Genomic DNA, 21,244 nt, shown 5'->3' with positions numbered 1-21,244 from the left:
ACAGGAACGGCACTATGGCGCCGCCCACGCACGATCAGGACAAGCGGTTGACCATAAGATGAGCGAAAGCAGTCAGCGCCTGTTTGGGTTCAGAATCGTCGAGGGCGTCCAGCACTGCCACTGCATCGTCGCACCACTTTTCAGCTAGGTCGCGAGTCTCCTGCAGCACTTGGTGATGGCGCAGCTTGTCAACAACGTCAGCCAGGACGCCATCGGAACTCAGATCCCCGTCGATTGCGTCCAGGATTTCCTGACCTGCCGCATCGTCACCGTTGTGTGCCACGTGGCGGCGCAACAGCAAGACGGGCAGTGTATCCACGCCTTCACGCAGGTCAGTTCCCGGGGTCTTCCCTGAGGTCTCACCTGTGGAGGCAAGATCCAGAACATCATCAGCGATCTGGAAAGCGACGCCGACCTTCTCACCGTAGGTGGCAACAAGGTCAGCGACCTCTCTGCCGGCTCCGCCGTGGAAGGCTCCAAAGAAAGCTGATGCTGAAAGGAGCGATCCTGTCTTGTCTGCCAAAACCTGCAGATAGAACTCGACCGGGTCGGCGTCTTCGGGTGGTCCGAAGGTTTCGTTGAGCTGCCCCATGCACAGACGCTCAAAGGTGTCTGAGTGATGCGCCACCGATTCAGGTCCCAGGGAAGCTATCAGGCGTGATGCCCTGGCAAAGAGCACATCGCCAGCGAGGATGGCGCGGTTGTTACCCCACATGTGCTGTGCGGAGGTAACCCCGCGCCGAGTGGGTGCGCTGTCCATGACGTCGTCGTGATAGAGCGATGCCAGGTGCGTCAGCTCCATTGCGGTTGCTGCGCTGATGACACGCTCGCTCGTTGCGCGCTCGGGGTCACCGAGCTGCGCACACACAAGCGTCAAAGCCGGGCGGATCCGTTTGCCTCCCGCCACGCTCAGATGGCGTGTGAGTTCTTCGACCAGGTCACGCCCGCCTCGAACTGCGTCGTTCAGCAGCTCCTCCACGCTTTCCAGCGCAGGAGTGATACGCGCTTCGAGAGAAGGGACGTCAAGGTCAAGTACGGAATAAGAATTCACAGCTGTCACGGCAAGAAGATAGCGACATTTGAGAGCATTGACAAGACGGGCCCAGGAACGATGCCCAGCAGGATCGTCCCAAGCGCGCACACAGCAATAGCGATCGCAGTGAGGCCTTCGCTCTTAATGACCACGGTGTTCTCACTTGGTTCAGTGAAGAACATCAGGCGAACAACACGGAAGTAGTAGAACGCTGTTGCCACGGAGCACAGCAGGCCGATCGCAACCAACCATCCGAGTTGGCCAGCGAAGGCATCTGAAAATACAACGAACTTTCCAATGAAGCCGCTGGTCAATGGAATGCCGGCGAATGACATCAGGAACACCAGGACGCTGCCTGCCAGCAGCGGGCTGCGTTTGCCCAGTCCGGCCCAGCGATCCAAAGCCGTTGCCTCTCCGCCTACCTCCAGCGAATCACCAGAGCGGGTGCCGGAGCGAACCAGCGTAGCTGCAGCGAAGGAGCCGATGGTGGCCAGTGCGTATGCCAGGACGTAGAACAGGACGTGGCCTGCCGATCCCTTGACCAGGGACATGACCGCCAGCAGGATGAAGCCCGCATGCGCGATTGACGAGTACGCCAGCATGCGTTTGATGTCGGTTTGGACCAGACCTGCGACGGTGCCAACCACCATCGTCAGGACAGCGATAACACTCATCGGGATCAGCAGATCCCATGTGAAGTGTCCGGCGAGGACCTGGTAGAAACGCAGGATCGCGGCAAAGGCAGCCATTTTCACTGCAGCTGCCATGAAACCGGTGATCGGGCTGGGTGCGCCGGTGTAAACGTCAGGCGTCCATGCGTGGAACGGGGCAGCACCAACCTTGAAGAGCAGGCCCACCAGCACCATGACGATGCCGGCCAGCAGCAGCCAGTCCATCTCGCCCGTGCTCTGGGTCATGACCTTGTACACTCCGGAGAACTTCAGTCCACCTGAGTACCCGTACAGCAGTGCCATGCCCATCAGGAAGAAGGCCGAGGCGAATGCGCCGAGGATGAAGTACTTCAGCGCGGCTTCCTGTGACAGTTGGCGGCGACGGCGCGCTGTTGCACACAGGATGTACAGCGGTAGCGACATCACCTCGAGTGCCACGAACAGCATGATCATTGAGTCCGCTGCAGGGAACACCATCATGCCACCCAGCGAGAACAGGACGAGGGCAAACATTTCCGAACGTTGGTAGCGCTTCTTTTCTGTCAGCTCCTCATCGACGGAACCGGGACGGTCCGAGGGCTGTCCAGCGAAGGCTCCATCACGAATCTGCGTACGATCCGCGATGACGAGCAACGCCAGGAAGGTGATGACGGCAAGAATCAGTTGCGCACCCACTGTCAGCGGGTCCTCAATGTATTCATCGAAACCCTGCGGCGTGTCAGCTACGACAACCCAGCGCCATGAGAGCACGACGATAGCTGCAGCGGTCACGACGAGGGAGACCCCAATTCCCAGCGGGCGACGAAGGCGCGCGGGGGCAAATGATTCAACCAGGACTGCCAGTACTGCTCCACCGAGCACAATCAGCACTGGTGTCAGGCTCGCCCACGGAACACTGGCCGTAGTTGTAGCGACGTTCATGGGAATCACTTGGAGCTCCCTTCAGTTGACGTATCGGCAGGTGCGTCAGAGGTTTGCCCATCTGTCTGCGCTGGCGCACTCGCCGCGCTTCCTGCGTTCAAGACCTGGTCTGATACCGGGGTCAGTGCTCCGACAATCGGAGCAGACCACAAGCCGATGACAGCCATCGCGATGATCAGCGGCGTCACGACGGCCTTTTCGCGACCGTTCATGTCAGTGAGGTGGCGCATTGGTTCGTTTGGCGAGCCGGTGAAGACCTTCTGATACGGCAGCAGCACGTACAGGGCAGCGATGATGACACCCAGCACAGCGAACAGCGCGATCGGAACTGACACGGAGAAGGACCCCATCAGCACCATGTATTCAGGGACGAACCCTGACAAGCCAGGCAGGGCGATTGAAGCCAAACCGGACACCAACCACGTGCCGGCGATCACCGGAGTCACACGCTGCATTCCGCGGTATGCAGGAATCTCGCGTGTCCCGCCTCGGCGGGTCAGGAAGCCGGAGATCAGGAACATGGCGGCGATCGAGACACCGTGAGCGACCATGTAGATCATCGCGCCGGTCAACGCCAGCTGCGAGCCGATGAAGATGCCCAGCACCATGAAGCCGAAGTGTGACACCGAGGTGTAGGACACCAGTCGCATAATGTCGTTTTGTCCGATGGCGGCCAGACCGCCCCACAGGATTGAGACGATGGCGGCAACGCACATGGCGACGGCGCACTTGGCCGCTGCCTGCGGGAAAAGGCTCACGCACAGCGTGATCATTCCGAATGTGCCGATCTTGTCGAGCACGCCGACCAGCAGGACGGATGTACCTGGGCGGGCAACTGCCGCCGTGTCAGGCAGCCATGTGTGGACCGGAACCATCGGCGCCTTGATGATGAAGGCGACCATGAAGGCCCAGAAGATCCCCATTGCCCACGAGGACGGCAGCATCGGGGTGAATTGAGAGAGAGTGTCCAGGCGGAAGAACGTCTCGGACTTTTGCGGGACAACTGCCCACAGTGCCACCAGACCGCCCAACATGGCCAGGCCGCCGGCAAGCGAGTACAGCAGGAACTTGATGGCAGCCTTGCGGCGTGCCACGGCCTCGCCCACTCCGTAGGTGCCGATCATAAAGAACAGCGGCACCAGCATCGCTTCAAATGCGATGTAGAAGACGATCACGTCGAAGGCTGCGAAGATCACGACCATGAACATTTCAAGGACGAGGATCAGCGCGCTATAGGCGCCCTCACGCGACTCACGTTCGTCAGCGTCAGCGTCGCGCGCGTCGCCCTCGTGCGTGGAACCGGCGAGGCGAGCAGGCGCAGCAAGCAGAACGAGCGGCACCAGTGCGACGGCCAGCAAGATCATCACAAGGCCGAGGGCATTTACGCCGAGCGCCCATGACACGCCCATCTGCGGGATCCACGAATATGATTCACCGAGCTGGTGTGTGGCAGGTGTGGTCCAGTCGAATTGCGTGGCAACGATGATACCGAGCACCAATTCGATGAGCGAGGCGCCCAACGCCACAAGGCGTCCGCGCGCACGCAACCCCGGGATGAGGCCGACCAGTGCGCCGGCCACGAGCGGCCAGGCAACCATGATCGTCAGCCACGGGATTGAACTGGACTGGATGAGATCAGTAGTAGTCATTGATTCTCCTCCTCACCCTCACAGCCTGAAGCCGAGGACGATTGCCAAGACGACAAGAACGCCGCCAAGGATGTAAGACGCATAGGTTCGCACCAAACCGTTCTGTGTGATGGCGACGAGGCGACCCGCACCAACGGTGAGCCAGCTCAAGCCGCCCACTGCACCGTCGACCACCTTTCGATCGCCCTCTGTTGCCACGGTGACCAACGCCTGTCCGGGCATCATGAAGAGTTTCTCGTTGATGTGGTCCTGGTACAGATCCTGGCGTGCAGCCTGCGTGAGCGCGTTGCCTGCCGGGACGCCAATCGGGACCGGCTTCTTCACGTACATGAACCACGCAACGGCGACGCCGATCACGACAAGCAGCAGGGTGGCGACCTGGATCAGCCACATCGGCAGGACCGGCTCAACGTGAGGGGTCTCCCCCACTGCGGGAACCAGCCATGAGGTGAATGCTCCGCCGATGCTGAGCAGTCCACCGATGAGTACCGAGCAAACCGCCAGAATGATCATCGGGATGGTCATCAGAGGGGACGACTCGTGCGGGTGGACTTCCTGCTCGGGTGTCGAATCTGTCCAGCGTGCTTCTCCGTGGAAGATCATGAAGAACAGGCGCGACATGTAGAACGCGGTGATTCCGGCACCGAACATGGTGACCAGGCCGAATACCCACGGAGCCCAGGGTGTTGACATTCCGGAGAACGAGGACGCTGCAAATGCCGCCTCGATGAGCTTGTCCTTTGAGAAGAATCCGGAGAATGGCGGCACGCCGAGGATGGCGAGCCAGCCGCATGCGAACGTAATCCAGGTGACTTTCATCGCGGTGCGCAGGGCACCGAAGCGACGCATGTTGACCTGATCGTTCATGCCGTGCATGACGGAGCCTGCTCCCAAGAACATCAATGCCTTGAAGAAACCGTGCGTGAACAGGTGGAAGATGGCGAACGCCCAGCCGATGGGGCCAAGGCCCGCACCCAGAAGCATGTAGCCGATCTGCGACATCGTTGATGCTGCCAGCACCTTCTTCATGTCGTCCTTGGCCGAACCGACGATCGCGCCGAACAGCAACGTGATCGCACCGATGATCGCCACTGTCAGTGATGCGGCAGGGGCTGCCAGGAAGATCGCGCCGGAGCGGACAATCAGGTACACACCTGCGGTCACCATCGTGGCCGCGTGGATCAGCGCGGACACCGGCGTCGGGCCGGCCATTGCGTCACCGAGCCATGCCTGCAGTGGGAACTGCGCGGACTTACCGCAGGCAGCGACCAGCAGGAAGATACCGATGAGTGTCGCCTGTGCAGTGGACAGTCCCGCAGCTGCAGTGCTGACGTCATTCATGGAGACGGAGCCGACATAGGCAACCATCCCCATCATGGCGATCAGCATGCCCATGTCACCGACACGGTTCATGACAAACGCCTTCTTCGCGGCGGTCGCATTGTCGGGCACCTGGTTCCAGAAGCCGATCAGCAGGTATGAGGCAAGGCCTACGCCTTCCCATCCCATGAAGAGCACTGCGTAAGAATTCGCGATGACCAGTGTCAGCATGGAGGCGATGAAGAAGTTCAAGTAGGCAAAGAAGCGGCGGCGATCCCGGTCGTGTTCCATGTAGGCGATGGCGTATACGTGGATGAGCGAGCCCACGAAGGTCACGAGCATCACGAAGGTCATCGACAGCGGGTCGATCAGGGTTCCGAAGTTGATGGACAGGTCGCCGGCCGGAATCCACGAGAACAGATCGATGGACAGTCGTCGCTCACCTGCTGGAAGTCCAAGCATCTGCACCAGGATAACGACGCCGACAACGAATGACGCCCACGAGGCGATCACACCGAGGATGTGGCCCCATTTGTCTGCGCGCCGCCCAAGGACGAGCAACAGGATTGCGGACGCCAGTGGGATCGCGACCATAAGCCACGCAAGTGCTGCCGGCCCTGTTGCGGCCGTCAAAGCGGGGAGGGTAGTGGTCATTGAAATGGTCCTCCCTTAGTTCTTTAGCAGGTTGTTGTCGTCCACGCCGGTTGTCGCGCGTGCACGGAAGATGGATACGATGATGGCCAGTCCGACGACCACTTCAGCTGCGGCGACAACCATGACAAAGAACGCCATGATCTGTCCGGCAACATCTGCGTGGATACGTGCGAAGGTCACGAGGGCGAGGTTCGCGGAGTTCAGCATGAGCTCCACACCCATCAGTGAGATCACCGCAGAACGCCTCACGAGGACTACGACCGCTCCGATGGAGAAGATCACGCCCGCGAGGATCAGGTACCATGCCATACTCATTTGGCAGCTCCTTCACCAGGTGTGTGCGGCTGAGCATTGTTATTGCTTCCGCCCTGCGTAGGGCCGGCGTTCGCGCCCGGTCCCTGTACATGATCAGTATTGGCTTGTCCGGCATCCGGTGCGGTCTGCACCTCGCCCATGCCCTTCGGATCAGCTTCGTTGGCCGAGGTCTCGGCCTGCGCGTTGCGGTCAGCCGCGGACGCTTCAGGCTGGTTGAGGCCGGTGGGCGCGGAAGGCCCCGGCATGCCCCAGGCTCCGGATCGAGGAACCGACACGTTTTTTCCTGCCTTGAATGGTGAATCGTCCAGCAGCCCGGCGCGCGTCAGCTGCAAAGACTCTGCAATGTCAGGAGCAACCTGGTTCAGTGAACGGCCCAATCCTCGCACGCGGAAGACACGCGGCACGGAATCTTCCACCGGGGCGAGTGTGTCGCCGCCGATTGCCGGAACGTCCGTTGCGTTCGAATGAGCGAACACGCCAGGCGCCGGAAGCTGTCCAATGTGACGGCCGCTTTCCTTGAAGGCCTTCATCTTGGCTTCAGCCGTAGTGCGCTGGTTGAACGAGGGTCCCAGGCGGTCCGTGTGAGTCAGCAGCATCGCGCCGATCGCGGCAGTGATGAGCAGAGTGCCCGCGAGCTCCATTGACATCCAGTGGTCTGCGAACAGTGAGGATGCCAGCGAGGTGACCGGCTCATTGGAGTACGGGTCAACGCTCGAGGCTTTGCTCGCGGACAACACTGTTTTCGCGCCGATACCGGCAAAAATGGCGATCATGCCGAGCCCGCCGATGCATGCGGCAGTGATTGCACCGCGTGACTGGAATTGGTATCCGTCGGTGGCTCCCAGGCCGATCATCATGATGACGAACAAGAACAGCATCATGATGGCGCCGGTGTAGACAACGACTTGGACAGCACCCAAGAACGGTGCTCCCAGAGCGATGAACAATACTGCCAGTCCAATCATCACCGCGACCATACAGATCGCGGAGTACGCAGCTTTCTTGAAGAAGAGCACACCGAGGGCGCCCAGCACCATGACGACGGCGACGCAACTGAAAAGGATCGCCTCGCCTGTGCTGCCCATCAGTGGCCATGCTGTTTCTGTCACCGCGCAGCCTCCTGTTCAACTGGTTGTGCAACCGCCTGCTGAGCGGACTGCAGTGAAGAATCTTCGGGTCGACGCTCGCGTACCCAGTCGATCTGGCGTTGCGTCGGTCCAGTCACCTCACCCTTGTAGTAGTCGTCGTCGGACATGCCTTCGACCATCGGGTGCGGTGGTGCCAGCATGCCGTCGGCAAGGGGAACAAGGAGCTGGTGCTTTTCGTAGATTTCCGCTTCGCGGCGGTACTCGGACAGTTCGAAGTTGTGTCCCATGGTGAGCGCACGCGTGGGGCAAGCTTCGATGCAGAATCCGCAGAAGATGCAACGCAGGTAGTTGATCTGGTAGACCGCGCCGTAACGTTCCCCTGGCGAGTACTGTGCGTCAGGCGTGTTTGAGTGGGCTTCGACGAGGATGGCGTCGGCCGGGCAGGCCCACGCGCACAGCTCGCAGCCGATGCACTTTTCCAGGCCGTCAGCGTAACGGTTGAGCTGGTGACGCCCGTGGAAACGCGGCTGCACGAACGGCCCCTCGAAGGGGTACTGTTCGGTGACAGTGGGGCGGAAGAATGACGTGATCGTCACGCCATACCCTGCCACGGGGGCAAAGAACTCACTGACCGGGCCGCGATGATCGTGCTCGTAGAGCAGCTCCTCATCGGGTCCCAATGGCGGAAGATGCTTGTCTGACTTACTCATCGGTTTCCTCCTGAGCATCAGTCGCGACAGTCGTGTTGGCTGCAACCCCAACTGGCTGGGCTCTGCCGGCTCGCGGTGACGGCGGCAGCTGCTGGCCGGGCTTGGGCGGGACAGGGAATCCGTCGGCTAACGGATCGAACGTTTCGGTCACGTCGTCTCCCTCGCCGGTGGTTTCGCCCTCACCGGAATCCAGGAACCACATGACTGCAAGGGCGATGACGAAGATCGCGAGGATCACGCCGAGGATCACCGGCATTGAGGTGTCAACCCAGGCGGTCACTCCACGCAGCACTGCTACGGCAACGACCCATGCCAGGGCAACCGGGATGAGACGCTTCCAGCCAAACTGCATGAACTGGTCGTATCGGATACGCAGTAGCGTGCCTCGCGTCCAGATCATCAGGAACATGAAGAACCACATCTTCAGGAAGAACCACACGATTCCGAACCATCCGTCGTTGATGACGGGCACGTGCGACAACGGCCACGGTGCGTGCCATCCGCCAAAGAACATGGTGGTTGCCACGGCTGACACGTTCAGCATGTTGACGTATTCGGACAGGTAGTACCAGCCGAATTTCATGGAGGAGTACTCCGTCATGTGTCCGGCGACAAGTTCGCCTTCAGCTTCGGGCAGGTCAAAAGGCAGGCGGTTAACCTCGCCGACTGCCGAGATGCAGTAGATAACGAAGGCGGGTGCCAGCGTCACTGCCCACCAGAACGGAGTCTGTGCGGCAACGATCTGGGAGGTGGACATTGATCCCGACATGATGAACACGGAGACCAGGGCCAGGCCCATCGACAGTTCATAGGAGATCACCTGCGCGGATGAACGCACGGCGCCGTACAGCGGCAGCGTTGAACGCGTCGACCAGCCACCGAGGACGATGCCGTACAGGCCCAGCGAGGTGATCGCCAGGATATACAGCGCAGCAACCGGCATGTCGGCCAGCTGCAGTGGCGTTGAGTGGCCGAACATGCTGACGTTCGGGCCAAGCGGGATTACTGCGAACACGCTGAATGCGCAGAACGCTGCGATGGCCGGGGCCATGAAGTAGAGGAATTTATCGGAGCGCCTGGTCCACATGTCCTCTTTGAACAGCAGTTTCAACGCGTCAGCGAAAGCCTGGAACAGGCCGAACGGGCCGGCAACGTTCGGGCCGGGCCTGGTCTGCATGCGTCCCAGTCCGCGTCGTTCCACCCACAGGGCGAGCAACACGTTGAAAATCAGGAACAAGATGATGAAGACCGCTTTGATGAGGGTCAGCCACCACGTTTCCTGGGAGAAGTCCGCCACTGTGTAGTCGGGAATCGCCAGCGGAAGCGTTGTCATCATCGGGTCACCTCCACTGCGTGTGAGAGCGTCACAACGGAACCGGCTGTTCCCAGTGACTCATGTACAAGTGATCCTTGGGAGCACTCAGGCAGCCAGACCACACGATCGGGCAGATCGGTGACCTCCACCGGCAGCGTGAGCGATCCGCGTTCGGAGCTAACAGTCAGGGCGTCGCCTTGCGACATTCCCAAAGCCGACAGCGTTGCCTGCGAGATGAAGACAACGGGGCGGCGCGCTGTTCCAGCCAGCTGCGGTGCGCCGTCCTGAAGGCGTCCGGCGTCGAGCATCGGTTTGTGAGTGGCCAGAACAGCCTGTCCCTCGCTCACCGATTCGACGGGCGGGGCGGTTGTGGTAGCCACATCCATGACGCAGCGTTCACCGGACCAGTCCATCACGGGGTTGACCTCGTCATACAGATCCTTCAGCGTGGCTCCACCCAGATCGACATCAAATTCGCGCGCCAGTCGCACGAGCACATCGCGATCAGTCAGCGAGCGTGACGAGATCGCCTGGCCGAAGGGGCGCAGTCGGCCTTCCCAGTTGATGAAGGTACCGTTCTTTTCCAGCGGCGGGGCAACGGGCAGCACCACGTCAGCAAGCTCAGTGACATCGGACGCGCGCACTTCCATCGACACGAGGAAGTCCACTGCGTCGAGCGCATTGCGTGCCGCTTTCGGATCGGGCAGGTCACGCAGGTCAACACCTCCCACGATCAGGGCGCTGACAGAGCCGGTGCGCACACCGCCCAGAATGTCCTGAATGTCCATGCCGGTTGTGGTCGGCATGCCTGCCGTATCCCAGCCCATGCTTTCGCGGGCACCGGCATCGGCAAGTGAGCGACCAAATGGCAGCAGGCCGGGAAGAAGTCCGGCTTCAACCGCTGCGCGGTCACCGCTTCGGCGTGGAACCCACTGGAGTCGGGCTCCAGTTGCCTGAGCGAGCTTGGCGGTTGCAGTCAGCAGCCCGGGGGTGCGCGCTGCGCGTTCTCCGACCAGGATGATCCCGCCGTCGGACAGGGATTCGACGAGGGCGGTGCCTTCGGCCGCTGCTCCGCTGGTGAGCGACGCGAGAACTTCGGTTTCAGTTCCGGGTGCGGCGTGCACCACCTGTGCGTTGAGCTTGAGTGATCCACTTGTCGTCATCGGCGCAATGGTCGTGACGTGAGTGGTTCCCTTCAGGACGCCTTTACGCAAGCGCAGGAAAATGGATCCGCATTCGTCTTCGGGCTCGAGTGCGACCAGCAGGACGCTCCCGGCCTTTTCCAGATCCGCATACGTCACACCCAGCCCTGTTCCTGCTACGTGTGCTGCGAGGAATTGGCGTTCTTCCTCGCTGGTTTCGCGAACGCGTGCATCGATGGAATCGGTCCCCACAACAGTGCGAGCAAACTTGGACCATGCCCAGGCATCCTCGAAGGTCAGACGGCCGCCAGGAAGCATGCCAACTGTTCCCTTGTCACGCGCCACCTTCAGTCCTTCAGCCACGCGGTGCAGCGCGTCGGCCCAGGAGGTCGGCACCATCTGACCGTTTTCGCGAACCAGCGGTGTGGTCAGGCGGGATTCACGATCCCATTCAAAGGCGAAGCGATCCTTGTCGGTGATCCACTCTTCGTTCACGTCCGGATCGTTGCCGGCCATGCGGCGCACGACCTGGCCGCGACGCACGTCGATACGGATCGCTGATCCGGATGCGTCGTGTTCTGACACCGACGGTGTGGAAACCAGGTCGAAGGGGCGTGCACGGAAGCGGTAGGACGACGCGGTGAGCGCGCCGACCGGGCAGATCTGAATAACGTTGCCGGAGAAGTACGAGGCGAATGCGCGTCCCGACTGGTCGTATCCTGATGGTGGAAGCTCTCCCCCGTTGATGGATCCAATGACGCCAGCCTCGCCGTATGGGCCAGACAGCGGCACAGTTCTCGCGTCGTGGGCACCTTCGTCGTGGAACCCGATGACCTGGGTGTCGAAGGAGCCGATCTGTTCGCCCATGAAGTAATGGTCGTCTGTCGGTGAGGTACCGCCGCCGCGACCTTGCAGGTCGATGAACGCGTCGCCTGCAATCTCCTTACCGAAACGCACGCAGCGCTGGCACAGGATGCAGCGGTCACGGTCCAGCATGATGTGGCTGGTCAGCTTCAGAGGCTTGGGGAAGGTGCGCTTGGCGTCAGCGAATCGTGACTTTGCGCGTCCTTCTGTCATGGCCTGGTTCTGCAGGGGACATTCGCCGCCCTTGTCGCAGATAGGGCAGTCCAGCGGGTGGTTGATCAGCAGGAACTCCATAACGCCGCGCTGTGCTTTGTCGGCAATCTCGGAGGTGAACTGGGTCTTGACGACCATTCCCGGGCTGACTGTCTGTGCGCATGAGGGCTGCGGCTTGGGCATGAAGCGCAGCTCGCCGGTCTTGCGGTCAGGCATTCCGACTTCGACAAGGCACTGGCGGCATGCAGCTGCAGGTGCGAGCAGTGGGTGATCGCAGAATCGTGGAATACGAATTCCAGCCTGTTCCGCAGCGCGAATGACCAGCGTTCCCTTGGGAACGGACATCTGGATGTCATCGATCGTAATATCGACCATTTCTGGCGCGTCGCTCATCGGGCACCTCCTCTAGTGAAGTTAGCGGACGCTTCGTACGGGAACAGCTCCTGTGCGGGCGTCGTCAAACCGGCTTCGAATTCTTCTCGGAACTTGCTGATGCCGGACCTGATTGGTGTGGCTGCAGCGTCACCGAGTGCGCAGAAGCTGCGACCGGCGATGTTCCCGGCGATCTCTTCGAGCAGATCGACGTCTCCGGGAAGTCCTTTGCCCTGTTCCAGGCGCAGCATGATCTGCTTGAGCCAGTACGTTCCTTCACGGCACGGCGTGCATTTGCCGCACGATTCGTGCTGGTAGAACTCGGTCCAGCGGGTAATGACGCGCACGACCGATGTGGTCTCGTCGAACACCTGCAGTGCACGCGTTGCCAGCATCGATCCGGCCTGTCCCACGGATTCGTAATCGAGGGACACATCAAGTTCAGCTTCGGTAAACAGTGGGGTGGATGATCCGCCTGGTGTCCAGAACTTGAGGGTGTGGCCTTCGCGGATGCCTCCGGCCATGTCGATCAGTTCGCGCATCGTGATGCCGAATGGTGCTTCAAACTGGCCTGGGTTCTTGACGTGGCCTGAGACGGAGAAAATACCGTGGCCCTTGGATTTTTCCGTGCCCATCGAGGCGTACCAGTCGTCTCCGTTGCGGAAAATCCCTGGCACCTGCGAAATGGATTCGGCATTGTTAATAACAGTCGGGCGCGCGTACAGGCCTTCAGCTGCCGGGAACGGGGGCTTCAGGCGCGGATGTCCGCGACGACCTTCCAGGGAGTCCAGCAGTGCGGTTTCTTCACCGCAGATGTAGGCACCGGCACCTGCGTGAGCAATGATGCGCAGGTCTTCCAGCAGGCCAGCCTCTTCAGCTTCGCGAATCGCATTCAGGAGGCGGCGGTAGACGTGGACGACCTCGCCACGCAGGTAGACGAAAGCGTGGTGGCAGTTAATGGCGCGGCATGTGATCGCCATGCCTTCAACCAGAATGTGCGGGTTCGCCATGATCAGCGGGATGTCCTTGCAGGTTCCTGGTTCTGATTCGTCGGCGTTGACCACGAGGTACCGCGGCTTGCCGTCATCGGGAGGCAGGAAGGACCACTTGAGTCCGGTCGGGAAGCCTGCGCCGCCTCGGCCTCGCAGACCGGCAGCCTTGACCTTCTCGACGATGTCAGACGGTTCAAGGGCGCGGGCGGCTTTCAATCCTTCGTATCCGCCGCGGCTCAGGTAAGACTGCAGCGTCCATGACCGCTCTGCATCCCACCCGCGCGTCAGGATCGGCGTGAGGGTTGATGGTGCGCTTAAGGAGCTCACTTGTCCTCCTCCTGTTCAGAACCGGTCCGCACCGGAGCATTCCAGTTGTTCTGCTCTGCGATGCGCAGGCCCAGCAGTGAGTTCTCGCCCGCTGAAGGGCCCTCATGTTCGTGACCATCAAGAAAACCGGCAAGTACGTGCTCGACCTCTTTGAACGTGTGGACCGTGTCGGCACCACGCGTCGGGTGGATCGGCTTATCGGCCTCGATGTCGTCGATCAGCTGAATCGCTGATTGCGGTGTCTGGTTATCGAAGAACTCCCAGTTGACCATCATGACGGGCGCGTAGTCACACGCGGCGTTGCATTCGAGGCGTTCCAGCGTAATCTTGCCGGATTCACTGGTCTCATCGGTGCCAACTCCCACATGCTGTGAGACGGCCTCCCAGATTGCGTCACCGCCCAGCACGGCGCACAGCGCGTTCGTGCACACGCCCACCAGGTAGTCTCCCGTGGGATGGCGCTTGTACTGGGTATAGAACGTCGCCACAGCGGATACTTCCGCACGTGTCAGGTCGAGGATGTCAGCGCACAGCGCGATGCCGTCAGCAGTGATGTATCCGTCAACGGATTGCACGAGGTGCAGCAGCGGAATCAGTGCTGAGCGTGAATGTCCGGTGGGATACCGGTCCACAACCACCGCCGCTTCTTCACGCAGACGCTGTTCAACTTCTGGCGCGTAGCTCATCGGTCAACACCTCCCAAAACAGGGTCAATTGTTGCCAGGCAGACAACCACGTCAGCCAGCTGGCCCCCCTCGGTCATGATGGACAATGACTGCAGGTTGGCGAATGAAGGGTCACGGAAGTGCGCGCGGTAGGGGCGCGTGCCACCGCCGGAGACTACGTGGATCCCGAGCAGGCCCTTCGGATGTTCGATGGTCTGGTATACCTGACCGGCGGGAACAGAGAATCCCTCGGTCACCAGCTTGAAGTGGTGAATCAGCGACTCCATCGACTCGCCCATGATTTCGCGGATATGTTCGAGCGAGTTGCCCTGTCCGTCGGTTGCAACCGACAGCCGTGCCGGCCACGCGATCGAGGGGTCATCAACCATGGTCGGACCGCCCTCGCACTTCTCGAGGCGTCGGAGCACCTGCACGACGATGCGCAGTGACTGGTAGATCTCGTCGAAGCGAACGAGTGTGCGGTTGTAGGCGTCGGATGAATCGTAGGTGGGAACGTCGAATTCGAAATCTTCGTACCCGCAGTACGGTTGCATCTTTCGCAGATCAAACGGAATGCCGGCCGCTTTCAGGCCCGGTCCGGTCATACCGAGCGCCATAACTGCTGACAGCGGCATGTAGCCGGTACCAACGAAACGCTTTTTGAAGATCGGGTTCTGCAAGGTGAGGTCCTGCAGTTCGCCCACGTCTCTGCGGATGCGCGGCAGCTTTTCACGGATGAAGTCCACCGTTCCTGCCGGCAGGTCCTGTGCGACGCCGCCAGGTCGGATGTACGCGTGGTTCATGCGCAGGCCGGTGATGCGTTCGAAAATTCGCAGGATTTCTTCACGTGCGCGGAAGCCGATGGTCATCATCGTGGTGGCACCCAGCTCGTTGCCGCCGGTTCCGATTGCCACGATGTGCGAGGCTGCACGGTTGAGCTCCATCATGAGTACGCGGATCAGCGTGGCGCGCTCTGGAATCTGGTCGGTGATGCCCAGCAGTTTTTCCACCGCCAGGCAGTAGCCGACTTCCTGGAAGAACGGTGCGACGTAGTCCATGCGGGTGCAGAATGTGACGCCCTGTGTCCACGTGCGGTATTCCATGTTCTTTTCGATGCCGGTGTGCAGGTAGCCGGTGTCAACGCGTGTTTCGCGCACGAGTTCGCCGTCCAGTTCAAGGACCAGGCGGAGCACGCCGTGCGTCGAGGGGTGCACTGGACCCATGTTGAGCACGATGCGTTCGTTCGTGATCTTTTCGATTTCGGCGAGGACGTCTTCCCAGTCACCGCCCTGCGCCATGACTTCGGGAATGTCGTCGACATCGATGTTGGCTGTTCCGGGGGTTGCCCGGAAATTGACACGTTGTGCGTTCATCAGTTGTACGACCTCCGTGTGTCGGCCGGTGGAACGGTGGCTCCCTTGTATTCCACGGGAATGCCGCCCAGTGGGTAATCTTTGCGCTGCGGGTGTCCTACCCAGTCATCCGGCATCGCAGTACGCGTCAAAGAGGGGTGGCCATCAAAGATAATGCCGACCAGGTCCCACGTCTCGCGTTCCTGCCAGTCGTTCGCGGGGTAGATGTCGACGATGCTGGGGATGTGCGGATCTGCGTCCGGGCACGTGACTTCCAGTCGCAGCATCCTGTTATGGGTGATCGACATGAACGGGTAAATGGCGTGGAGTTCACGGCCCCTGTCGGCCGGGTAGTGCACGCCGTTGGTGCCGATGCACAGTTCAAAGCGCAGGTCCTGGTCGTCACGCAGGTGACGTGCCACGCGCTGAATGTGCTCGCGCGCAATGAAGATCGTCAGTTGATCGTGTTCGACAACGACCTTTTCGATGACGTCGTTGACATCAAGGCCATCCTCGGTAATCAGTTCTTCGAGGATGTCCACGACCGAGTCAAACCACGATCCGTACGGCCGCTGGCTGGGGGCAGCGAACGTCGCGGCCTGCTGCAGCCCGCCGAAACCGGTGGTGTCTCCGGCGTCGTGAACGCCGAACATGCCGGTGCGTTGGGCCACCACGTCGGGGGCCTGGAAGGATCCCAGCGCCTGCATCTGCCCCTGCGGCTGCACCTCATCAGGGGTAGGCGTCACTGATTCAGTTTCGCTCACGACAGGAGTCCCTTCATCTGGTGGGTCGGTGTAGCAGCAAGTGCTGCCTGCTCGGCCTTGCGTGCGATTTCCTGACGGTGGACGCCAAGCGGCTCTTTGCCGATCTGCTCACGCAGGGTGAGGACGGCGTGGATCAGCGCTTCGGGGCGAGGTGGGCATCCGGGCAGGTAGACATCCACAGGCAGGAAGTGATCGCAGCCCTGGATGACGGCGTAGTTGTTGAACATGCCGCCGGACGAAGCGCAGGCGCCCATCGAAATGACCCACTTGGGGTCGGCCATCGAGTCGTAGACGCGACGGATGATCGGTGCCATCTTGTGGGAGACACGACCCGAGACGATCATGAGGTCGGAGTGACGCGGCGAGGCGCGGAACACTTCCAGTCCGAATCGTGACATGTCAAAGCGAGGGGTGCCGGCTGCCATCATTTCAATCGCGCAGCACGCCAAGCCCATGGTGACAGGCCACTGGCTGTGTTTACGACCCAGCCCCAGCAGTTTTTCCATGCTGGTCAGAGCAATGCCTGCAGGTAACGCTTCTTCGATACCCATGAGTCCTCCTTCGCTCCTAGTAGTCCAGCCCGCCGCGGCGCCACTCGTAAATGTAGGGCACCGTGATCAGGGCGATAAAGGTCAACATGACAACAAGCCCGAACAAGCCCAGCTGGTTAAAGCTGACGGCCCACGGGTACATAAAGACGACCTCGATGTCGAAGATGATGAAGGTCATCGCGACGAGGTAGTAGCGCACCGGGAAACGGCCTTCCTCAATGTGCTGAGGGCCTGGATCAATGCCACATTCGTAGTTGTCAGCTTTGGTGCTGTTCTTGCGTGTGGGTCCCAGGATCGCTGATGCGCCCAGGCCGCCCAGCGCCAGCACGATGGCTGCTGCGGCCATAATCAGCAATGGCACGTAGGGATTGGTCATTGTTCCTCCCGGTTATTGACGAGGGCGGTCAGCCCGATGGCACAACTGCAACACGGAGATTGCTGAGTCGATCTCATACCTTGGGCACCACCTTCGTGAGGGTAGTAATCAGACGGTCGTCCCATTGACCGCCGCTACGTTCAAAACCATCTGATAACAGTTTATGGACAAGTGTCATCAAGCGTGGGATTCCAAGCCCCGTATGTGTACACAAGTGCATCACTTTCGGGTTCTCGATCAGCCGCACGAAGATTCGTCCCATGGAATAGTACCCGCCATATTCCTGTTTCATCGCATGAGGGTACTCTTCCATCGCCTTATCCATGCCGGCAAGCGTCGTGCGGGCAAGACCCTGAGCCATCGCCATTGCAGCAAGACGACCCGCTTTCAGGGCCGGCGCGATTCCCTCGCCGTTGAAGGGTGAGACCATTCCGCCAGCATCACCCACCAGCACCAGTGAGTTCGCGTAGTGGGGTGTGCGGTTAAAGCTCATCGGCAACGCTGCGCTGCGCAGGGGGCCTACCTGATTGTCAGGCGTGAAACCCCACTCGTCGGGAAGGGAATCGACCCATTGCTTCAGCACTTTGTGGTACGGCAGTTTGGTTGCCTTCGCATCTGAAGAGACTGATCCCAGGCCGACGTTGACGGTGCCGTCACCCATCGGGAAGATCCAGCCGTAACCGGGCAGCGGTTCGGATTTGCCGGGCTGTCCTGCATACAGTTCGAGGTGGGATTCCATCCACTCTTCATTTGAGCGAGGTGAGCGGAAGTACGTGCGTGCCGCCACTCCGAGGGGACGGCGCGGATTCTTTTCACGTCCCATTGCGGTGGCCAGTCGCGCCGACACGCCGCCTGCATCCACCACAAGTTTGGCGTGGAACTCGACATCTTCAGCGTCTTTACCCTGCCCGATGCGCGCGCGCACGCCAGTGATGCGCCCAGTTGAGTCAGTCAACGGTCCTGTCACCGTACAGTTTTCGACCAGGCGCGCACCACGATTGCATGCGTGCTGAATGAGGTCTTGGTCGAGTTCCGTGCGGCGACGTGTCATGCCGTATCCGGGCAGTGATTTTTGGTCAGGCCATTCCAGTTGCAGGCGATGCCCGCCACCAATGACCGTCAATCCGCGGTTACGCGTCCACGTGCTTGTATCGACGCCCATCACAATGAGTTCGTACACGGCTGCAGGGGTCAGCCCGTCGCCGCATATCTTGTCCCGCGGGAATGATGCTTTTTCAAGTACGAGGGCATCAATGCCGGCACTTGCCAGGTGGTAGGCAGTTGATGCACCTGCCGGCCCGCCACCGACGATTACGACGTCAGCATCATCATGCTTCGCCACACCGTCAGACACAGTGTCTCCTCTACTTGTTGTCAAGCCTCATTCGACTAGCACCCTACTCCGATTGCCCCAAAGGGCGCATTTCGTCATTTTGGCGCGAAAAAAGACTGGTTCTTTGATGTATTTGAGAAAGGGGGCCTTTACCTATTTCAGGTATCGTGAAGCGCGTCTCATTGGGCACGTCGGGCACGATGCAGCGCAACGATGCCGCCTGTCAGATTCCTGTACTCCACGCTCTCCCATCCGCTCCGCGCGATCATCTGCCCCACAGTGATCTGGTCGGGCCAGCTCTGGATCGTCTCAACCAGGTAGTCGTACGCCACGTCGTCAGATGAAACCAGGCGTGCCAGCGTCGGCATGACCACCATCTGGTGGATGCGGTACAGGCGCGAGAAAATCGGGTCAGTCGGGTGGGAGAATTCACAGATCACCAGTCGCCCGCCCGGTTTCGTCACGCGTGCCATTTCACGCAAGGCGCGTTCCGGGTCGCTGATATTGCGCAGCCCGTACGACATGGTCACGGCGTCGAATGTCGCGTCTCCGAATTGGAGGTTGGTGGCATCGCCCTGAACAAATGAGATCTCCGGGTGGCGCTCACGGCCTACCGCAATCATTCCTTCTGACAGGTCGCACGCCGTCACGCGTGCGCCACCGGCAGCGATCGCCGCAGCTGATGCACCGGTTCCGGCAGCAAGGTCGAGGATTTCCTCCCCAGGCTCGCCATCGACTGCAGTGCGCAATGCGCGCAGCCACACATGATCCATCCCACCGCTGGCAAGTGCATTCATCATGTCGTATCGACGTGCCACGGAATTAAACATTGCCGCAACTTCGCCGGGATCCTTATTCAGTTGCGCGCGCATGCCCGCCGGTGAGCTGTCGTCATTGAGGTCAGCGTCCTGGTCATAGACGTCGTAGTTCAGACCTGCCGTTTCATTCATGTCTCTATCTTTTCATGGTCTGGATACGATGGCCTCATGTCTGGCACTTTCGGTTCCGTATCTCTCAATGGCAAACTCCACGTCTCTATTGCATCACTACCGCCTTCACACCTCTGTGCGACGCGTCCGCTGGCCTCACTGCTGCCCAGCCCTGCAGACGCGTTGACGTGGTTGGGAGATCGCTGTTCGATCGTTGCCGATGGGCGCACTGCCACGATCACTGTGACAGGTACACAGGCCATCAGACAGGCGTCGTCAGAGTGGACGAACGTGTGCCAGGACGCCCTCGTCGATACTGATTCGACAATTGACGAGGGGAGCTCACGCCTTTGTGGACCGGTTGCATTGGCCTCGTTCGGTTTTGCATGGAATACGCGCGGTGTCCTGATCATTCCGCACACCGCAATCGTCGAGCGCGATGGCGCGCGCTTCGTGATCACGACAGCGCTCGACCAGGATCCTGCTGATCCGATTCAGGCAGCCTCCGCTCTTGCCGAGGCAGCGCTCAGTACGCAGCTGACTACGCCGAAAGGACTGATGACACAGGCCGGGCGTATGACGCAGAACCAGTGGCTCAGCGCGGTGCGCCGCGTGATCCGGCGCCTGAACTCGGGAGCAGCATCGAAAGTGGTGATGAGTCGCGACATGGTCGTGGACAGTCCGACCGCTATGGATGAGCGATACCTGGTCACCCAGTTGCACGAGCAGTTTCCTTCGACCTGGACATATGCCGTTGCCGGTTTAGTGGGCGCCACACCGGAGATATTGGCGTCTAAAGAAGCTGATCATGTGTACTCGCGCGTCCTGGCTGGCACTGCAGCTCCCGGAAATGCTGACGAGTTGATGTCGTCAGATAAGAATCGTCGTGAACACGCGCTGGCCGTTGAATCTGTCACCCGCCGCCTCGAACCGATGGCCACGTCCGTCGAGTGCCCGTCCCAGCCTAGCGTGATCGAACTTCCAAACGTCATTCACCTGGCAACCGAAGTCAACGCTGTTGTGCCGGATCACTCCCTCCTCGACGTGGTGGCTGCTTTACATCCCACGGCAGCGGTGTGCGGCACACCGACAACACTGGCGTACGATCTGCTGGAATCCTTCGAGCAGACTCGTCGCGGCCGCTATTCAGGCCCGGTGGGCTGGGTTGATGCGAATGGCGACGGTGAGTTCGGCATTGCGTTGCGATGCGGACAGTTCACGCGTGAGCGCACACAGATCCGTGTCTTCGCTGGTGGGGGCATCATGCCTGACTCCGTGCCGGAGATGGAACTGGCCGAAACGCGCGCGAAGATGTCCCCTGTTCTGGACGCGCTGGGCGTGTAGATTGCGCGATTGGGTACTGGTGGTATCCGCCTAACGGAAGTATCGGCGGCCGTGTGGCGCGGCGTGGTGTGGTTGCCTCGGTGACGACGCTGCGGCGGCGCGGCGTGGTCACGTCGGTGCGGGCGTGCGTGCACCGACCCCTCAAACTGGCGGGCGCACGTGCATATACCCCTAAAAAGTCTCGCCAGAATGCACATACCCCTAGAATTGGCGGTTAGCCATTTCATCGCTTTCCCATATGCGCAGGTCACGGGGTGTTGCGCGGAGAGCGCCAGCGGACGGTCGCGGTTCTTCTAGGGGTATGTGCACAAAATGCCGAAGATTTAGGGGTATGTGCACAAAAA

Annotated in this window: 17 protein-coding genes and 1 pseudogene; 1 reads left to right on the top strand and 17 read right to left on the bottom strand. The window is 60.4% G+C overall.

Going from position 1 to position 21,244, the window contains the following annotated elements; all coding sequences use genetic code 11:
* Nucleotides 1–34: 34 nt before the first annotated feature.
* The 17 genes and pseudogenes from AC1EJ1_RS02390 to AC1EJ1_RS02310 all read right to left on the bottom strand — a co-directional run bounded on the left by AC1EJ1_RS02390 (nt 35) and on the right by AC1EJ1_RS02310 (nt 19,499).
* Nucleotides 35–1,060 carry a polyprenyl synthetase family protein gene (locus tag AC1EJ1_RS02390; protein WP_227469105.1) on the bottom strand — a complete coding sequence of 342 codons (1,026 nt, stop codon included), beginning with the start codon at nt 1,058–1,060 and terminating at the stop codon, nt 35–37.
* Complete coding sequence (gene nuoN, locus AC1EJ1_RS02385; protein ID WP_480295294.1) at nt 1,057–2,625, bottom strand: NADH-quinone oxidoreductase subunit NuoN; 1,569 nt, start codon at nt 2,623–2,625, stop codon at nt 1,057–1,059. The genes AC1EJ1_RS02390 and nuoN overlap by 4 nt, the downstream gene beginning before the upstream one ends.
* Before the next feature lie 5 nt (nt 2,626–2,630).
* Nucleotides 2,631–4,274, bottom strand: coding sequence for a complex I subunit 4 family protein (locus AC1EJ1_RS02380; RefSeq protein ID WP_480295283.1), 1,644 nt, complete (start codon nt 4,272–4,274; stop codon nt 2,631–2,633).
* Between the two features lie 18 nt (nt 4,275–4,292).
* Nucleotides 4,293–6,248, bottom strand: a complete 1,956-nt coding sequence (gene nuoL, locus AC1EJ1_RS02375; RefSeq protein WP_480295282.1) for an NADH-quinone oxidoreductase subunit L — start codon at nt 6,246–6,248, stop codon at nt 4,293–4,295.
* Nucleotides 6,249–6,263: 15 nt separating this feature from the next.
* A complete protein-coding gene (gene nuoK, locus AC1EJ1_RS02370; protein ID WP_058237190.1) occupies nt 6,264–6,563 on the bottom strand; it encodes an NADH-quinone oxidoreductase subunit NuoK in 300 nt (99 codons plus the stop codon).
* A 191-nt stretch (nt 6,564–6,754) separates the two neighbouring features.
* A pseudogene (locus AC1EJ1_RS02365) lies at nt 6,755–7,648 on the bottom strand (NADH-quinone oxidoreductase subunit J); the annotation flags it as partial.
* 20 nt (nt 7,649–7,668) lie between these two features.
* The gene (gene nuoI, locus AC1EJ1_RS02360) at nt 7,669–8,361 is read right to left on the bottom strand and encodes an NADH-quinone oxidoreductase subunit NuoI (RefSeq protein WP_058237191.1); all 693 of its coding nucleotides are present in this window, start codon (nt 8,359–8,361) and stop codon (nt 7,669–7,671) included.
* Nucleotides 8,354–9,694: an NADH-quinone oxidoreductase subunit NuoH gene (gene nuoH / locus AC1EJ1_RS02355; protein WP_480289522.1), complete on the bottom strand. Its 1,341-nt coding sequence runs from the start codon at nt 9,692–9,694 to the stop codon at nt 8,354–8,356. Before nuoH ends, nuoI begins: the two co-directional genes overlap by 8 nt.
* The gene (locus tag AC1EJ1_RS02350) at nt 9,694–12,288 is read right to left on the bottom strand and encodes an NADH-quinone oxidoreductase subunit G (RefSeq protein WP_285014763.1); all 2,595 of its coding nucleotides are present in this window, start codon (nt 12,286–12,288) and stop codon (nt 9,694–9,696) included. Before AC1EJ1_RS02350 ends, nuoH begins: the two co-directional genes overlap by 1 nt.
* A complete protein-coding gene (gene nuoF / locus AC1EJ1_RS02345; RefSeq protein WP_058237193.1) occupies nt 12,285–13,586 on the bottom strand; it encodes an NADH-quinone oxidoreductase subunit NuoF in 1,302 nt (433 codons plus the stop codon). The genes AC1EJ1_RS02350 and nuoF overlap by 4 nt, the downstream gene beginning before the upstream one ends.
* Nucleotides 13,583–14,272, bottom strand: coding sequence for an NADH-quinone oxidoreductase subunit NuoE (gene nuoE / locus AC1EJ1_RS02340; protein ID WP_092648796.1), 690 nt, complete (start codon nt 14,270–14,272; stop codon nt 13,583–13,585). The genes nuoF and nuoE overlap by 4 nt, the downstream gene beginning before the upstream one ends.
* Nucleotides 14,269–15,624 (bottom strand): NADH-quinone oxidoreductase subunit D, encoded by a 1,356-nt coding sequence (locus tag AC1EJ1_RS02335; RefSeq protein WP_092648797.1) that lies wholly within the window; start codon nt 15,622–15,624, stop codon nt 14,269–14,271. Before AC1EJ1_RS02335 ends, nuoE begins: the two co-directional genes overlap by 4 nt.
* On the bottom strand, nt 15,624–16,310 hold the full coding sequence (locus tag AC1EJ1_RS02330; protein ID WP_480295293.1) for an NADH-quinone oxidoreductase subunit C: 687 nt from the start codon (nt 16,308–16,310) through the stop codon (nt 15,624–15,626). Before AC1EJ1_RS02330 ends, AC1EJ1_RS02335 begins: the two co-directional genes overlap by 1 nt.
* A gap of 53 nt (nt 16,311–16,363) precedes the next feature.
* Nucleotides 16,364–16,918, bottom strand: coding sequence for an NADH-quinone oxidoreductase subunit B (locus tag AC1EJ1_RS02325; protein WP_058237196.1), 555 nt, complete (start codon nt 16,916–16,918; stop codon nt 16,364–16,366).
* Nucleotides 16,919–16,934: 16 nt separating this feature from the next.
* The gene (locus AC1EJ1_RS02320) at nt 16,935–17,294 is read right to left on the bottom strand and encodes an NADH-quinone oxidoreductase subunit A (protein ID WP_058237197.1); all 360 of its coding nucleotides are present in this window, start codon (nt 17,292–17,294) and stop codon (nt 16,935–16,937) included.
* Between the two features lie 73 nt (nt 17,295–17,367).
* Nucleotides 17,368–18,648, bottom strand: coding sequence for a geranylgeranyl reductase family protein (locus AC1EJ1_RS02315; RefSeq protein ID WP_480295281.1), 1,281 nt, complete (start codon nt 18,646–18,648; stop codon nt 17,368–17,370).
* A gap of 158 nt (nt 18,649–18,806) precedes the next feature.
* Entirely contained in the window at nt 18,807–19,499 is a 693-nt protein-coding gene (locus AC1EJ1_RS02310; protein ID WP_285015077.1) for a class I SAM-dependent methyltransferase, read from the bottom strand.
* A gap of 114 nt (nt 19,500–19,613) precedes the next feature.
* On the opposite strand from AC1EJ1_RS02310, the gene AC1EJ1_RS02305 reads away from it, so the two are divergent.
* Nucleotides 19,614–20,900: an isochorismate synthase gene (locus AC1EJ1_RS02305; RefSeq protein ID WP_480295280.1), complete on the top strand. Its 1,287-nt coding sequence runs from the start codon at nt 19,614–19,616 to the stop codon at nt 20,898–20,900.
* Nucleotides 20,901–21,244: the final 344 nt, after the last annotated feature.

The organism is Pauljensenia sp. C0170B4 (assembly GCF_056590235.1).
The sequence above is the reverse complement of the archived record's forward strand: the minus strand, read 5'-3'. Positions and strand labels throughout refer to the sequence as shown.

Bases quoted from the DNA above. Each gene is read 5' to 3' on its own strand.
- nuoN (WP_480295294.1), bottom strand. From the start codon at position 2,625: ATGAACGTCGCTACAACTACGGCCAGTGTTCCGTGGGCGAGCCTGACA.
- AC1EJ1_RS02380 (WP_480295283.1), bottom strand. From the start codon at position 4,274: ATGACTACTACTGATCTCATCCAGTCCAGTTCAATCCCGTGGCTGACG.
- nuoL (WP_480295282.1), bottom strand. From the start codon at position 6,248: ATGACCACTACCCTCCCCGCTTTGACGGCCGCAACAGGGCCGGCAGCA.
- nuoK (WP_058237190.1), bottom strand. From the start codon at position 6,563: ATGAGTATGGCATGGTACCTGATCCTCGCGGGCGTGATCTTCTCCATC.
- nuoI (WP_058237191.1), bottom strand. From the start codon at position 8,361: ATGAGTAAGTCAGACAAGCATCTTCCGCCATTGGGACCCGATGAGGAG.
- nuoH (WP_480289522.1), bottom strand. From the start codon at position 9,694: ATGACAACGCTTCCGCTGGCGATTCCCGACTACACAGTGGCGGACTTC.
- AC1EJ1_RS02350 (WP_285014763.1), bottom strand. From the start codon at position 12,288: ATGAGCGACGCGCCAGAAATGGTCGATATTACGATCGATGACATCCAG.
- nuoE (WP_092648796.1), bottom strand. From the start codon at position 14,272: ATGAGCTACGCGCCAGAAGTTGAACAGCGTCTGCGTGAAGAAGCGGCG.
- AC1EJ1_RS02335 (WP_092648797.1), bottom strand. From the start codon at position 15,624: ATGAACGCACAACGTGTCAATTTCCGGGCAACCCCCGGAACAGCCAAC.
- AC1EJ1_RS02330 (WP_480295293.1), bottom strand. From the start codon at position 16,310: ATGCAGGCGCTGGGATCCTTCCAGGCCCCCGACGTGGTGGCCCAACGC.
- AC1EJ1_RS02325 (WP_058237196.1), bottom strand. From the start codon at position 16,918: ATGGGTATCGAAGAAGCGTTACCTGCAGGCATTGCTCTGACCAGCATG.
- AC1EJ1_RS02320 (WP_058237197.1), bottom strand. From the start codon at position 17,294: ATGACCAATCCCTACGTGCCATTGCTGATTATGGCCGCAGCAGCCATC.
- AC1EJ1_RS02310 (WP_285015077.1), bottom strand. From the start codon at position 19,499: ATGCGCGCGCAACTGAATAAGGATCCCGGCGAAGTTGCGGCAATGTTT.
- AC1EJ1_RS02305 (WP_480295280.1), top strand. From the start codon at position 19,614: ATGTCTGGCACTTTCGGTTCCGTATCTCTCAATGGCAAACTCCACGTC.